At 53.9% G+C, this 13,247-nt stretch carries 15 protein-coding genes, 2 tRNA genes and 1 rRNA gene; 10 read left to right on the forward strand and 8 right to left on the reverse strand.

The window, feature by feature from the left end; translation table 11 throughout:
• Nucleotides 1-32 precede the first annotated feature (32 nt).
• Entirely contained in the window at nucleotides 33-749 is a 717-nt protein-coding gene (locus QW772_05910) for a DUF1614 domain-containing protein (protein MEM0038443.1), read from the reverse strand.
• 262 nt (nucleotides 750-1,011) lie between these two features.
• On the opposite strand from QW772_05910, the gene QW772_05915 reads away from it, so the two are divergent.
• Nucleotides 1,012-1,860, forward strand: coding sequence for a hypothetical protein (locus tag QW772_05915; GenBank protein ID MEM0038444.1), 849 nt, complete (start codon nucleotides 1,012-1,014; stop codon nucleotides 1,858-1,860).
• A 23-nt stretch (nucleotides 1,861-1,883) separates the two neighbouring features.
• Here the strand turns inward: QW772_05915 and QW772_05920 are convergent.
• The 3 genes from QW772_05920 to rrf all read right to left on the reverse strand — a co-directional run bounded on the left by QW772_05920 (nucleotide 1,884) and on the right by rrf (nucleotide 2,277).
• Nucleotides 1,884-1,973 (reverse strand) — tRNA-Gln (locus QW772_05920).
• 4 nt (nucleotides 1,974-1,977) lie between these two features.
• Nucleotides 1,978-2,067 (reverse strand) — tRNA-Met (locus QW772_05925).
• Between the two features lie 92 nt (nucleotides 2,068-2,159).
• Nucleotides 2,160-2,277: ribosomal RNA gene (gene rrf, locus QW772_05930) — 5S ribosomal RNA — on the reverse strand.
• A 214-nt stretch (nucleotides 2,278-2,491) separates the two neighbouring features.
• Between rrf and QW772_05935 the strand changes: the two genes are divergently transcribed.
• The 3 genes from QW772_05935 to QW772_05945 all read left to right on the forward strand — a co-directional run bounded on the left by QW772_05935 (nucleotide 2,492) and on the right by QW772_05945 (nucleotide 3,876).
• Nucleotides 2,492-3,181, forward strand: coding sequence for a SagB/ThcOx family dehydrogenase (locus QW772_05935; GenBank protein ID MEM0038445.1), 690 nt, complete (start codon nucleotides 2,492-2,494; stop codon nucleotides 3,179-3,181).
• The gene (locus QW772_05940; protein ID MEM0038446.1) at nucleotides 3,178-3,531 is read left to right on the forward strand and encodes a hypothetical protein; all 354 of its coding nucleotides are present in this window, start codon (nucleotides 3,178-3,180) and stop codon (nucleotides 3,529-3,531) included. Before QW772_05935 ends, QW772_05940 begins: the two co-directional genes overlap by 4 nt.
• Nucleotides 3,532-3,744: 213 nt before the next feature.
• A complete protein-coding gene (locus tag QW772_05945; protein ID MEM0038447.1) occupies nucleotides 3,745-3,876 on the forward strand; it encodes a hypothetical protein in 132 nt (43 codons plus the stop codon).
• 40 nt (nucleotides 3,877-3,916) lie between these two features.
• On the opposite strand, the gene QW772_05950 is transcribed toward QW772_05945, so the two are convergent.
• Nucleotides 3,917-4,099: a hypothetical protein gene (locus QW772_05950; GenBank protein ID MEM0038448.1), complete on the reverse strand. Its 183-nt coding sequence runs from the start codon at nucleotides 4,097-4,099 to the stop codon at nucleotides 3,917-3,919.
• A 62-nt stretch (nucleotides 4,100-4,161) separates the two neighbouring features.
• Between QW772_05950 and QW772_05955 the strand changes: the two genes are divergently transcribed.
• On the forward strand, nucleotides 4,162-4,794 hold the full coding sequence (locus tag QW772_05955; GenBank protein ID MEM0038449.1) for an IS607 family transposase: 633 nt from the start codon (nucleotides 4,162-4,164) through the stop codon (nucleotides 4,792-4,794).
• A complete protein-coding gene (locus QW772_05960; protein MEM0038450.1) occupies nucleotides 4,769-6,037 on the forward strand; it encodes a transposase in 1,269 nt (422 codons plus the stop codon). The genes QW772_05955 and QW772_05960 overlap by 26 nt, the downstream gene beginning before the upstream one ends.
• 287 nt (nucleotides 6,038-6,324) lie before the next feature.
• On the opposite strand, the gene QW772_05965 is transcribed toward QW772_05960, so the two are convergent.
• Complete coding sequence (locus tag QW772_05965) at nucleotides 6,325-6,462, reverse strand: hypothetical protein (GenBank protein ID MEM0038451.1); 138 nt, start codon at nucleotides 6,460-6,462, stop codon at nucleotides 6,325-6,327.
• Nucleotides 6,463-6,549: 87 nt separating this feature from the next.
• On the opposite strand from QW772_05965, the gene QW772_05970 reads away from it, so the two are divergent.
• The 4 genes from QW772_05970 to QW772_05985 all read left to right on the forward strand — a co-directional run bounded on the left by QW772_05970 (nucleotide 6,550) and on the right by QW772_05985 (nucleotide 11,135).
• The gene (locus tag QW772_05970; protein ID MEM0038452.1) at nucleotides 6,550-7,851 is read left to right on the forward strand and encodes a hypothetical protein; all 1,302 of its coding nucleotides are present in this window, start codon (nucleotides 6,550-6,552) and stop codon (nucleotides 7,849-7,851) included.
• Nucleotides 7,848-9,302, forward strand: a complete 1,455-nt coding sequence (locus QW772_05975) for an acyl-CoA reductase (GenBank protein ID MEM0038453.1) — start codon at nucleotides 7,848-7,850, stop codon at nucleotides 9,300-9,302. Before QW772_05970 ends, QW772_05975 begins: the two co-directional genes overlap by 4 nt.
• A gap of 17 nt (nucleotides 9,303-9,319) precedes the next feature.
• Nucleotides 9,320-10,312 (forward strand): NAD-dependent epimerase/dehydratase family protein, encoded by a 993-nt coding sequence (locus QW772_05980; GenBank protein ID MEM0038454.1) that lies wholly within the window; start codon nucleotides 9,320-9,322, stop codon nucleotides 10,310-10,312.
• 112 nt (nucleotides 10,313-10,424) lie between these two features.
• Nucleotides 10,425-11,135, forward strand: coding sequence for a phenylalanine--tRNA ligase beta subunit-related protein (locus QW772_05985; GenBank protein MEM0038455.1), 711 nt, complete (start codon nucleotides 10,425-10,427; stop codon nucleotides 11,133-11,135).
• Between the two features lie 129 nt (nucleotides 11,136-11,264).
• Here QW772_05985 and QW772_05990 read toward each other — a convergent pair whose 3' ends face one another.
• Together QW772_05990 and QW772_05995 are read right to left on the reverse strand one after the other, a co-directional pair.
• Entirely contained in the window at nucleotides 11,265-11,693 is a 429-nt protein-coding gene (locus tag QW772_05990) for a hypothetical protein (GenBank protein ID MEM0038456.1), read from the reverse strand.
• Between the two features lie 48 nt (nucleotides 11,694-11,741).
• Nucleotides 11,742-13,220, reverse strand: coding sequence for a hypothetical protein (locus QW772_05995; protein MEM0038457.1), 1,479 nt, complete (start codon nucleotides 13,218-13,220; stop codon nucleotides 11,742-11,744).
• Nucleotides 13,221-13,247 lie beyond the last annotated feature (27 nt).

Consider the following 13,247-nt stretch of genomic DNA (forward strand, 5'->3'; position numbering starts at 1 on the left):
GGGCTGAGGCGGTGGTGGCCGCTTGTGGAGCCCTACAGAGAAAGGGCAGCTATGAGGTTGTAGAGCATTTTGGAGGTCAGTGCTGAGACAGCTGGTAGGAGAAAGATAGCGTCTCTAAAGCCGTAGCCGCCTATGACGACTGACTTGCTCTTGAAGAGTGCGGTGAGCCTGAGGTTTATCAGATCTATACCCACTGAAGCCGCGAGGACGCTGGTTGAGTAAGCCGTCAGGAAGAGGGCTTCCGCATTCAGTTTGAGGTGGGTCCCCAAGGCAAGTGCAACGGCCGTGGTCACCGCTATACTTGACGCCACCGATATGAAAACCCCCTTCTCAGACACTATCCTGGAGAGCCTGTTGTAGGTTGCGGTTAAGAATAGGAGCACTGACGTGTAGGTCGTGACCGGCACTAACGAGCGGTAGATCAGGTATGTAAGTGCTGCCAGAGACAGGGCGACGGGCACCACAAACCCGGCAAGGTTGACGTAGACCCTCGGCTTGAAGGTCGCCCTCAACCTAACCCTCTGAAGTATTGTGAATCCGCCGAAGCTGATGCTGACCAGCTTATACAGGTCGCCGGCAACGCTCCTGCTCAACATGAAGAACCGCACTCCGGAGCCGCTGTAGACAGCTAGGGTTGAGATGAGGGAGAGGTAGAGGGAGGCATCACTACTCAGTCCGGCCCACACGCAGAACTCGTAGAAGGTAAGCAGGGCTATCATCGAGCACGTGATCTCCTTAATCCGCACCACCGAATATATGCTTGCAGAGTCATTAGTTTTAAGACCTAACCCATAGCGAGAGAAGGACTCCGGCCGCCCTGCAGGTAAATCGTGGGAACCCGTGCATGTGATGGTGATCGGCGAACTTCCTGAAGGGGGTCTTAGCCCTTCGGAGCGAGGGTCAGTGAGACGGTCACGTTCCCCATTACTTTGGACGGCCAGTCATCACTCGAGCCTGCGGTGCTGCCGAAGTTTTTATTTGCTGTGCTTCCTTAGCTTTAGGGGTTTAGGGGTGGCGGCAGTTCTGCGCGGCCTAGTAGACTCTGTCGATATGGCGGTGTATTCCTACGTCAAGCCCGGAGCGCCGCACAGATATTCCGTTAGGTTCAGGGATTTACGTCCATTTATAGCCACCTTAACTTCAGCGCTGAGACACTACATGAGGTCTATCGAGTTAGGGGTTAGTGTGGCTACAGGCGCTATGGGCTTAGTTGACGTCAACGTGGGGTCCTTGATAAGGGATTCGATCCAGGATAACATCGCGTTCTTGGGGAGGGCGCCGTTGCCTGAGTTACACGTGTTTCTGGTCCCAGCATGTGTGGCCTCATCATATACCCTGAAACTTAAGGAGCGCTTCACACTACAGACGTTCTTAAGCGCTAGGAGATCCCTCCTCATCTACAGCAAGCCGCAGGAGGTCGTCAAGGTCTACGAGGCCTTCAGGAACGCCGGCGGGGACTTGGGGAGGGCCCTCTACGAGTCAGGCGTTACCTCAACTAAGATATCCTCCGAATCCCTCACGCTGGAGGAGTTCCTGAACATCCTGGGCAACCGCTATAGGTACATAGGATTCACGTCATCCAGGTACCACGCAGTAGTTGAGGCTTCCAACGAGTTCATCAAGGAGTATGAGAGGGAGAGCGACTGGAACTCGGCGGCCCTCACATCCTACTCGGTACTGCTGAACGCTCTGGGCAGCGATGTTAAGCCTCCCTTGAGACAGAGAAGCAAGGACGAGTTCAAGAAGGCCCTTGAGTTGGACGCCGAGCTGGGTAGCAGGAACGTGGACTACACACCGCTAATACCCGCCCTAGCCGAGTCGATCCTAATAGGTCTCCTATCAATATACCCGCCGAAGTGAGATCACCCCCGGGACTATGAGTGTGGTAGCCGGGCGGGGATTCGAACCCCGGTCACGGGGGCGCTCCCCAGAGGACCAGAGCCCCGCATCCTTGGCCGCTAGACGACCCGGCTACACTGGTGCCGCCGCGGGGATTCGAACCCCGGACCTCCGGATGTCCCAGACGACCGTATGAGTCCGGCGCTCTGCCCGCTAAGCTACGGCGGCACCAATAAACTACTACATAACCCGCCTTAAAAACTTGCTCACTTCAATTCACGCTAACGCCTGGAACGCTACTGCATGTGTAGGAAGTGGCGGGATCCCGGTTTGGGAGGGCTGCGGGGCCTCGCGGACCCCACTGCCCTCTCAACGCGGCCAGCTTAACTTCCGGGATCTGACGAGTCCGGGTGTTTCCTGACCGCTATGACCGGGACCGCCACTAATTCTTGTTGGAAGAGGGTTTTTAAGTCTTATAGCCTCCTGAGTGTGTTGTTGGACGCGCAACTTAATTAACGCCTTAACCTAGGTCTCTCGGGTGCTTGGAGTGCGGTTCGGGTTCGTGTTGTCCGTATTACTGTGTGTGTTTATCGTCCTGTACGTAGTCACCTCTTTATTTAGTTTAAACCGGGATTTAAGTGGTGTAGTGATTGTGGGCGGTGAGGTCCTTCTTCCCCTGCCTGATAAAGTGACTACAGTCTCTGTTGAGGAGGCCATACTCCTGAGGAAGAGTGTTAGAGAGTGGGCTGATACCCCGATAAGTATCGAGCACCTCTCACTCCTCCTCTGGGCTTCTCAGGGGGTTGTGGAGGAGGTTGACGGCTGGCTTAGGAGGGCTGCCCCGAGCGCTGGAGCCACGTACCCCCTCGAAATATACGTGGTTGTCGGCACGGAGGGGGTCTACTTAGGTGATGGAGGCTACTTAGCTGCTGGAGTGTATAAGTATGATTACCGGAGGAACTCCGTGAGAATCGTCAGGGAGGGTGATGTGAGGAGAGAGCTGTGGGAGGCAACCCTAAGGCAGGACTGGGTTAGGGACGCACCGGTGAGCGTGGTCGTGTGTGCCGTGTATGAGAGAACCACGTGGAGGTATGGTGAGAGAGGCGTCAGATATGTTCACATGGAGGCCGGGCACGTCGGTCAGAACATATACCTGATGTCAGTAGCGCTGGGTTTGGGGACTGTAGCGATAGGTGCCTTTCACGACGAGGATGTGGCTGAGGTTATTAGGGCCCAGCGTAACGAGCACCCCATCTATGTGTTTCCCGTAGGGGTCCCACAGACACAGCATTTCATGAGCTTTAAAGATCTTCAAGACCTATACTCAAGGTTGAGGGGATGAGCAGAGCTAGGAAAATCCATAGGTGCCTTAAGATAGTCGAGTACACCTCACTACCGCTGACTCTACTCCTCCTGATCTACGTGCTGAGCGGCTACGGAACTGTCTCACCGGTTCCCGGCGTGATCGGGTTCACGTACCCCACATCGGTCAGGATACACACGTTGCCGTTACTGAGGTATTTGACGGCGGCGATTGCGGCGTTACATCTCTACGGCGGTGCTGTGGTGCTTGCGCACAGACGCGTAAGGAATGCGATACTCGTGAGGGTTATTGAGGTCGTCGGCCTAGCGCTCGCCCTGCTTACGGTGGCCCTCGCCACGATAAGTGAGATATACATGATACTCAGCTGACCGTTTTTCGGTGGGTGGTGTTTCATCGCCCACCATGGTTCTGCGTTTAACCCCAACGTAGCCTACCTCTCAACGACCTCCTCCCCAGCCCCGCCTACGGGAGCGGAGCAACGAGGAGAGCAGTCCGCACTCTCCCGCGTTAAGGTTTCAATTCCCAAGTGCTTGTGTAGCACACTTACACCTTATTCTCAACTAATAGGTTGGGCGTGTTCAGTGGCTTTTGCTGCAAGCCCCTTCACCGTTGGGCTGATCGTGCTCGTCATCGGCGTTGCGGTTGTGCTGCCCGAAGTTTTCCTAGCCTACGACACCTACAACAACTACAGACCCCCTTCTGCCCGTAGGTAGTGACTTACAGTCTTCGGTAACGAAAACTGTCCACGACTGTCTACGAGCTACTCAATCTAGTCATTAAGCTATGCTTCCTCGGCGCGATGATTCGGGCTGGCTCGATAATCCTGGGGGGTTGTGAATGTTCTTTTTTGTCTTGAATGTATTTGAGCGCTGTGAGGTATGCTGACGCTGTGTGTCTATCTAAACCATACTTCTTCATTACAACTAGGGAGTGCAACTGTTTTGATGTGTTAGGTTTATAAAGGTTTTTGTAGGATTTTTTATGTTGGTGTAGGTTGTTTGGAGAGGTACTACTCTACTAGGGAGGTCTGCGGGATTCTCGGAGTAACCAATAGGACTTTGAGGAGGTGGATTAGTGAGGGGAGGATTAAAGCTGTCAACGTCTACGGTAGGTGGAGGATTCCCGAGAGCGAGGTTAAGAGACTTCTCGGTCAACCAGTTGAAGAGTTTAAGGAGGTTAAGCTCCTCAGAGCAGTTGTGTATGGACGTGTGAGTGGCTCTAACCAGAAGAGGGAGCTCGAGAACCAGGTGGATGCATTGAAGAAGTACGTTGAGCAAAACGGTTGGAGGCTCGTAGCAGTAGTAACGGATGTTGCCAGCGGGTTGAACGAGGATAGGAGGGGACTGAGGAAGGTTCTTGATATGGCTAAGAAGCATGAGTTCGACGTCCTGGTTGTTGCCTACAGGGATAGGTTAACAAGGTTTGGCTTCACATACCTACAGGAGCTGTTCAAAGCTTACGGTGTAGATGTGGTTGCTGTCTTTCAGGAGGAGCCGAAGGACTACATGCAAGAACTCGTTGAGGACATGGTCGAAATAGTAACGTCATTTGCGGCGAGGATATACGGTAAGAGGAGCCATAAGTACGAGAAGCTGGTGAAGTGTGTTGAAGAATCAACTAGAGAGCCTTGAGAGAACGGTTCTACTGGTATCACCGAAGCTCACGAGCAGGAAGCTTACTGCTCTCAGCTACGTCTATGAAGCCTATGGAGAAATACTGAGAGAAGCACTAGACTACATGTACTCTAAGAACGTAGCCTCATGGGTGAAAGCGAAGAAAGAGCTCTACAGGTACTTCAGGGAAAAGTACTCGGAGTTACCATCGCACTACATTCATGAAGCAATACGTGATGCATCCACCAGGTTGAAGTCTTTCCTCAAGCTGGAGAAGAAAGGTCTTGCTTACACGGACAAGCCAGAGGTGAGAACGTGGAGTGTTGGCTGTGATAACCAGATGTGGAAGCTTACTCTGCAGGGAGTTTCAATAGCCACTCATACGGGATGGGTAAAAGTACCGTTGCTACTCCACAAGCAGTTCTACAGGTATTGGAATAATGGTTGGAGTCTTAGAAGCTCATGTAGGTGGAAGCTGGTGAATGGGAGACTAAAGCTCTACGTAGTGTTCTCCAAGAGCATGGAGACCAGAGTAAGCTACAGCAAGGTAGTTGGTATTGATATAAACGAGAACAACGTAACGCTCTTCATACTCCCCGACAACAAAGCAGTAACAGCTGTAACCAACCACAGCAGGATTGTCCTGGGCTACGCCTACAGGAGGAGAGTTCTCCAGGAAAAGCATGGAAACAACACGAGGTCTCTCAGGATAGCTTTTAGGAAGCTACGGGAGAAGCACGTTAAAAGAGACTTGAGGAACAAGGTTGCATCCTTCGTGGTTAAGGTAGCTAGGGAGGAGAGAGCTGTTGTTGTTCTGGAGAAGCTTCCCAAGAGGTTTCAGGATAGAGCACTAGAGAAGAACGGGCTGAAGTCGCTGAATGCACATAGGCTTAAGCAATCAGCCATCAGAGGCATCCAGAAGCAGGTAGTGGAGAAAGCACTAGAGCATGGTGTAAGAGTAGAGCTCGTAGACCCGAAAAACACGTCCAGAAGGTGCCCTATGTGTGGCTCCAGCCTAGTTCCAGTGACGGGCAATGCCCAGAGGAGGGGCTGGAGCCCTAGGTTCGTGAAGTGCACGAGGTGCGGTTTCACCCATGACAGAGACGTAATAGGAGCATGGAACATAGCTCTGAAGCTAAATGTGAGCCCCGTGCCGTTGGGCTCGAACGGTGCCCATGACCCCTGCGTGGAGTGGTCAGTGACCACGGTGAACCGCAGGGTTGAGGCACAACCCGCCCTAGGAGAGCCTACAAAAACCTAGAGCGGGAAACGGTGGATGGGTGAGCTTGTGGTTCCCCTGGGATCCGCTAGAACAGGCTTCAACCCGTATCTCAGGCTCATGGTTACTGCGTGGGTTAGTAGTCGTCTCTTCGCGAACCTGGACATCTTCCTGTTGGCTGTAGGTGATCTAGTAAATTTTCTCCGCTTAACTTTACTGAGGCCCTCGAACACAGCTGCACCAACTCCATGGCGGTACGCGTACTCAACTAGCTTAGAGAGCTTGAAGCCTAACAACCTTAGCCTTGTTTCTCGGATAACCAGGTGATGTCACTTCGTGGACCACTCTGTTCTCGTATCCGCTGTTCTTCCATACTCATCCACTACCACCATGTCTATCCTGTCGCTGTTAACGTCGAAGCCTGCAATTAAATTCCCTCTAGCTTCACCGCGCTTGAAGTACTTCAAGTAGAGCTCTACGGGCACTGATAAGTGGAGGTAGACTTTACAGGGGTGAAGGGTGAACTATAAAAACATGAACTCGGTTTTGATTTGGTGCTGATCCTGGGTAATGAATTACCGTCCATAGAGGAGATATACGCAGCCGCTCAGAAGAGCAAGTTCCTCAACGATCCACACGTTAAGAGGTTGTGGGAGCTCTCAGGTGATGTGGGACTCTTCAGCAAGTCCCCCGAGTACCTCAGGAGTCTGAGGGAATCACTGCTCAGAGACTCTCTAAAGTTCTTCGTGAGGCACAGCGACTTCTACGCGGAGCTCCTGGAGAGGCTCGAGATAGATCCCGGGAGCGCCGGGCTGGAAGACCTGGCCAAGCTCGCAGTCCCGTCCGATATGATGAGGGGTGAGGGGTACAGGAAGTTCCTTATAAGCGACCTCGATGAGGGCGGCGTCGTGTTCTCCTCAAGTGGAACCACCAACAACACTCCAGTGAGGGTGTACAGGAGTCACCTGGAGCTGGCCATGATGACTAGGGCAAACACCAACCTGTTTGAGTACGTCTACGGCGGCTTACTGGAGGAGGGGAAAGGCCTGGCGCTCTTCCTCGCCGCCAAAGAGTTGAGAAACGCGCTTAACTTCGTAGCGTTCGTGGACCTGGCCCTCCAGGGTAAGAGGATAAGGCTCCTCTACGGAATGGATCTAGTCAGCACAACGTCCAGCGGCGGGTCGCAATGGCAGAAGCTAGTCCCTAATAAGAAGGCAATCATGGAGTTCCTCAAGAGTAAGGAGGAGCCTAAGCTCCTCTTCACAGCCCCTGCAGGAGTGCACCTACTTACTCAACAGTTCGAGGGGATGAACGCGCTTAAGAAAGCCCTCAGCAAGCTCGTTACCGGAGTACCCCCCGTAGACCTGGGTTCTGGGGGAGTTATAGTCACTGGCGGGGGTAGTAAGGGGTTCACCGACCTACCTCCCTACGATGCCATAGTCGAGAACGCGAGGAAGTACTTCAAGGCGAGGGATAGGGAGGGGAGGGAGGTCCCCACGCCCTTCATGGACGTGTTGGGAATGACCGAGACCCTTACGGCGCTCATCGACCGGCACGGAGTCATGAACAAAATCCCGCACCCACTGCAAGAGGCATTCCTCCTGGATCCGAGGACATATGAGGTGATCGAGGAGCCCGGGAGGGAGGGGGTTCTAGGCATTTACGACCCCCTCGCTGTCTCATGGCTTGAAGTCTTCCTCCCTGGAGATGTGATGAAGTCCGTTGAGTCAGAGAGGTATTACGGTAGGGAGTACGTATACTTGAGGAGGCTCACTAAGGACGAGGGCTGGGATCTTCAGAGGGCGTGCGGCGGGACTCTCGAGGAGTTGATGCGTGGGAGGATCGTGAAGCAATGAGTTTAGAACCCCTTCACCCTGGGGCCGGGGGTTTAACCTCAACCCCCGTTGAGGAGGGATTAAGGCACTCAGAGCCTACTGTGGAGTGGCTCAGCAACTACCTAAGCAACGCCAAGAAGGTTCAGGAGAGCGTGAGGGAGCTAGGGTTCAGGAGGCGTGTAAGGGTCGTTGCAGAGCTTGGCAGGATATGGTTGGAGAGGTTAGAGGGCAGGGCTTTAGAGGGCTTGAAGGAAGAGCTCGTGAAGAACACGGGCTATAGTAGTGCTATGATTGAGAACGATCTTCGACTCGCTGGCGAGGTCCTCAAGGAAAGCAATATCGAGCTACTGATCGACTCAGGCCTTGCCGGTGGATGGAGGAGCCTAGACGAGTTCGTTGAGGTGGCGCCCGGCGAGCGCCTCATGAACCTTCCCGCAGGACCCGTCTTGATAATAGCTTCAGGCAACTCCGTAGTACCCCCGCTAATACCCACCGTCACATCGCTAGTCACCGGCAACGTGACTATATTGAGGCCCTCCCTGACCAACTACAGGGCTGTTAGGGAGGTCTTCAGGCCTCTCGAGGATCTTGCCAAAGTGTCTGAAGACGCTTCAAGGCTGGGGGAAGCCCTAGTGCTCACCTACCTATCGCACAACAGCAGGGTCTTCGAATACCTCGTGAAGGAAGCACCAGTCAGGATTGTGAACTACTGGGGCGGCGAGCCGGGAAGGTCCATCATCGCTAGGTCGGTCGCAGAGAACCCCCATAAGCCCAAACTCTACGTTAATGGACCGTTGACTGGGGTGGCTGTAGTGGACGGTGCTTCAGCAGGCAGCTGGGTTGCAGAGGCCCTTGCTAGGGAGGTCATGATGTATGACCAACAGTTGTGTAGTTCACCAACCCTCGCTCTCTTGATTGGCGATTACGGTAAGGCGGTCGAGCTGGCTAGGGAGGTCAGCAAACACCTTGATTCCTACAGCTCTATCCATAGGATTGAAGTATCTGAGGGATGGATGTTCAACCTCGCAACTCTGAGGAAGGCGCTGGAGCTCAACGGCGCTAAGGTCATACGTTCAGGCAGCCCTGAGAACCCTTACACCGTCGTGGTCAGCAGGGGGAGGTCCTCATTCACTGGACTGAGGCTAGTGCCGCTGAACATACACTCCAGGAGGCGGTTTCTGGAGATCGTGGCGGTCTCAAGCATCGACGAGTGCGTCGAACTCATCAGGGAGTTACCCCGAACGCCTGGATATGCCGGGATAGACGGGGTCCAGACAATCGCCATAGGCGTGGAGGACGAGGGGAGGAGGGTCGAGTACATTAGGAGACTGAGCAGGGCCGGCGTGTATAGGATAGTCCCTCTTGGTGAATCCTTCCTGAGGACTCCATATGAGCCGTACGATGGCGAGTACATACCACGCTACTTCACGTACGTCCTCTACTTCAGAGGGAGGCGCGCGGAACTGAAGTGAATGGGTGAGCAGGATTGATGGTGCTGGTCACCGGTGCCTCAGGCTTTTTGGGCGGGCACCTGGTCGAGGAGTTGATGAGGAAGGGTTATAGCGTAAGGGGTATGGTCAGGGACCCCCGCAAGGCTCAGCGCCTGAACGGTCTAGGCGTCGAGGTCTCCTACGGTGACTTAACGGTGCCGGAGACCCTGCCTCAAGCGGTCAGAGGGGTTGACGCCGTAGTTCATCTCGCTGCATACTACACGTTCACAGGCTCGAGGAGGCTCTACAAGTTGGTCAACGTGGAGGGCACTCGAGCCCTAGCTCAGGCCTCACTTAAATCCGGTGTCAGGAGATTCATATTCTGCAGCTCAACGGAGGCAATAGGTCCTGTGGCAAACCCCCCAGGCGATGAGGACACACCACCTAACCCTCAGTTCGAATACGGCTGGTCGAAGCTCCGGGCGGAGGAGATTGTAAGGTCCTTAGGTAACTCAGGTCTTGAGTACACGATAATTAGGCCCTCAGGAATCTACGGCCCCAGGAACGTCGACGACGTGGCCTACTGGTTCATAATGACCGTAGCTAAAGGCGGTCTCTTCTCTAAATTCACGGTGGGGAGCGGCGAGCACCTAGTTCAGTTTGTTCACGTGCGTGACGTAGTTCAGGGATTTACACTTGCGCTTGAGAAGCCCGACGTATCAGTCGGTCAGACCTACATAATCAGCGATGAGAGGGCACACAGGTACAGGGAGGTATATGAGATACTCTCGCAGATACTGGACAGGGAGCCACCCAAGCACAGGATAAACCCGACTTTAGCTAAGGTCGTGCTGGCGTTCACGGAGCTATACGATAGAGTGAGGGGTGGTGGGAACCTAATGTACAGGATGAAGATAGTTGATGCCGTAACAACGCACAGAGCCTACAGAATAGATAAGGCCAAGAGGGAGCTGGGGTACAAGCCGCAGTATGATTTAGTGAAAGGGCTTAAGGAAACTATTAAGTGGTACAGAGATAACGGTTACATATAGGAGTAACCGTGGGGCCTGATCTCATTGCAAGCCCCACCACTTGAGGTCGCCAGCGGCATGGTGGGCGGTTCCATGGATCGCTATTTAAATTGACTCTCAAGATAAAACGGCGATGCCTGTGGGTGGAAGGCTGTGCGACGGATTGGACGTCCTGCTTGAGGTCTCTGATGAGGCTCGAGAGCTCGGAGTGTTCGTCTCGTATACGGTGGCGTGGGGTGGGGGTGGAAGGCCCCTCCTTGATCCCCTCGCCGACGCCATCGACGAGTTCTTGAGAACTGTTAACTCTAGACACACTCTCGAAACTCTTAAGGAGGACCCCATCGTGAGGGCTTACAGAAACTTCTACTGGAGGTTAGGCATTGACCCAACTAAGACGAGGCCCGCTAGCGAGGCCCTAGTCAGGAGAGCTCTCAGAGGTTCCTTCCCGAGGCTGGGCGTAGTTGTTGACGCTGGCAACATAGCATCAGCCGAAACCCTCGTGCCAATAGGTCTCTACGACCTTCAACACTCATCACCCCCCTTCACAATGACACTATCTAAAGGGGGTGAGATCTTCAGACCCATAGGCGGTGGGGCGGAAGTGCTGAAGGTCGGGGTCCCCATACTCGTTGACTCTAGGGGCACCGTCATGCACCTCTACCCGCATAGGGACTGTGTGGAGACCATGAGCAGAGAATCGACGAGGGAGGTGCTTATAGTCGGCGCAGGGGTTCTGGGAGTGCCTGAAGACTTAGTTGCTAGAGCCACTGAGAGAACCGCTGAACTACTTGCTAAAGCGGGATGGTGCTGGTGCGCCAAGTCAGTAATGAAACCTAAACCTTAAGGACATGGGGTTGTGAGGTTCTTCCCTCACCGCACCTTCAGCCTCTCACGTTACATTACAACGTTCCTGCGAGGATCGCGAGTCCCACTTCTTTATGAAGGAAGGTGTCTTGACCAACTGCTCGTTGCGTCAGACCCTTACGAATTCCTTCAACTTGTAGGTCCCGAGCAGTATGTAGGTCAGGACAGTCATCAAGGCGATGCCTACGTGATAGGCTGATACGGTGAGCCAGGATGCGATAGTTAGCAGTATTACCCCTGCAAGTATTCTGGACGCGGTCGGACTGACTGTGAAGCGGTATCTACCCTTACCCTCGGTTCCGACGCCGTAGAGCCAGAGACCGTTTATGTAGAGTGCTGTGATCCAGGGGAGTAGGGGGGCATCATTTAGAGGTATTGCTATAGATACTGCGGTGGCGGCCATCAGCGAGAGCATAAACACCGTGAAGTCCCTGAAGCCCGTCGACTTAACATAATGTCTGAAGGTAAGGAAGACCATCAGGGCTGTGCTGATCAAGGCTAAAGCGTCACCAAACATAACACCAATGTTCAGATTCATACCACCTAAGAGAGTTTAGGGCTCACCAATTTTAAAGTGAAGGAAACCCTACACAGAGAGTTTCTCAAGAATCTCCACGTTCGTGCTGAGCTGTATCCTCAACCTATCCTCGAAGTCTAGAGTCCTGCTGTCAACCTGTGTGAAGGGTAGGTAGAGGAGCTCCTTAGCAGACGTTGACGCGAACGTTATCCTGTCCCTGTAGTGGCTGTTGGCACTGGATATGTATGCGTCGGCGAGCTTCTCAGCGTGCACGAATGTTATCAGCGGTGGCACAGTCCTCGCGCGCGGCGGTAGGTTAGCCCTAACCTTCCTAGTTAGGAGTTCCCCCGCGAGTATGTGCGCCGGTGCTTCGTGGACTCTGTCAGGTGGCACCGGCCTGCCGGCTTGCACCCCTAACGCGTCGACCACTGGGTTCAACGCATACGGCGCTATGCCGGTCACCATCAACATCATCGAGGATTCAGCCCCCTTCCTGAGCAGGAGACCCTTCACGTAAGAGAACTTAGTCCCGACGATGTAGTATGGTATGTGGTAGGTTCCCGAGCCCCGCACGAGATCCACTTCACCCAATCCCGTCTTACTGTAGACCACGTTCCTCACGTGGCTCGTGACCTCCAGGAGATCCTGCATGGGCCTCCTGTACGTCTCCCTTAACCTATTGAATAAACCTGCATACCTCTCAAACCACTCAAGCACCTTCAGCGGATCCTCGCCGGCTGTGAAGAGCCTGTTAGCCGAATCCACTATGTTCGCCAGCGATTCGGCACATAACTTCTCAATCTCGAGAATCCCCGGATTGGCTTCAGGCAGCGCCTTACCCGAGATCCTCTGGAGTAATGAGTTGTAGAGGCTTATTGAATCCCTTATTAAAGTCAGTGAGGAGGAGGTGTTGCGGTTCATCAGCTCGTTGACGGCGCTCAGCATCGCGTGCACTGCCCTCAACCTCTCCCTGACTAGGGAGAAGCCCGGCGCGTCGGGCAGCAATTGAAGCGCTTCGGCGACGTTCTTGAGAGCCATTTTAACATCATTAACACTTAGTGTTCTGAGCGCGTTCAGTAAGTGTCCGGCGATCGTTTCGTAGGCCAGCGTCTCGCTAAGCATTCTCTGATCGTCCTCCGTAACGGCGAAGTCCTTCAGGCTCTCTATCTTCAGAGCCTCCTCAAAGAATTGCTTAGAATCGTCTGTGACGCTGGCTCCAGAGGCCATGAACGGAACTATGGGATGCGAGAGGCACTGCAGGTACCTAGCACGTACGTTCGAACGCGTTAAACTGACCCTGGGCTTTATGATGCTCTGGAAGATCTGGTACCTGGCTGCAGTGTCAACCGTTGTGGAGGTAACTATAGCCGGTGGCAGTATATCCCTTACCCACCTCTCCAGCTCTTGCTTCAGCTCATTAACGTACTTTGAAGAGTCCACCAGCCTATTAGTGTAGCCGCAGTACTCACACCTAATCCACTCATCACCAGGCTGCGGTTTCGGTAGGGGTGCGCCGCAGTTAGTGCATCTAAGTTTCTGCACTTCCACCGACGACACCGCCGCGGTCACTGCGCG

Origin of the sequence: Zestosphaera sp., from assembly GCA_038727705.1 — an archaeon.
Lineage (GTDB): Archaea > Thermoproteota > Thermoprotei_A > Sulfolobales > NBVN01 > Zestomicrobium.